Below are 587 nucleotides of genomic sequence, written 5' to 3' on the forward strand. Positions count from 1 at the left end.
GAGTGTGAGTATTTTTTTCATGATGTGAGGCTTTGAATTGCGTGTGCTAAGGTTTGGGGAACGCTGATGCTGCGGCCGCTTTCGCTGCTGACGGGCATAAGGGTAACTTCGGCTTCGATGGCGGCTTTGCCATTGGGCAGGGTTGCGGTTTGGCTGAGGATGATGTGGCGTGTGCCGATGTCTTTCAGACGGCCTGTAAAGGTCAAGACATCGCCTTCAAGCGACGGGCGGCGGTAGCGGATGTCAACGCGTGCAACAACGAGCATGATGCCTTTGAGTTCGGATAGAAGGTCATGCTCTTGAAAAAACGTCCAGCGCGCTTCTTCGAGAAATTCGAGATAGCGCGCATTGTTGACGTGGCCGTAGCCGTCGAGGTGGTAGTTGCGGACGGTCAGTTTCATCAGTTGAGATTGATGGGTTGGAACTCTTCGCGTGCGATTGGTTCGTGTTCGAGGTCGGTAATCACGGTGGAGAGTTGGATGTCGAACCATTCGTTGAAAATGTCGGCGTCCAAATCCGGCCATTCGCTTTCGTCTTCGCACCAGTCGGCCAATTCAGCAGCAAAAATGTCTTCAAAGCGCGCTTCG

The 587-nt window shown here is 53.3% G+C and carries 1 protein-coding gene and 1 pseudogene; both read right to left on the reverse strand.

The features are described from left to right. Positions 1 to 17: 17 nt before the first annotated feature. Positions 18 to 401, reverse strand: coding sequence for an acyl-CoA thioesterase (locus tag ACTHUM_RS17850; RefSeq protein WP_107768653.1), 384 nt, complete (start codon positions 399 to 401; stop codon positions 18 to 20). Beyond that, positions 401 to 587, reverse strand: a pseudogene (locus ACTHUM_RS17855) (VacJ); the annotation flags it as partial. The pseudogene ACTHUM_RS17855 and the gene ACTHUM_RS17850, both read right to left, overlap by 1 nt.

This window comes from Neisseria sp. P0021.S006, from assembly GCF_051956895.1.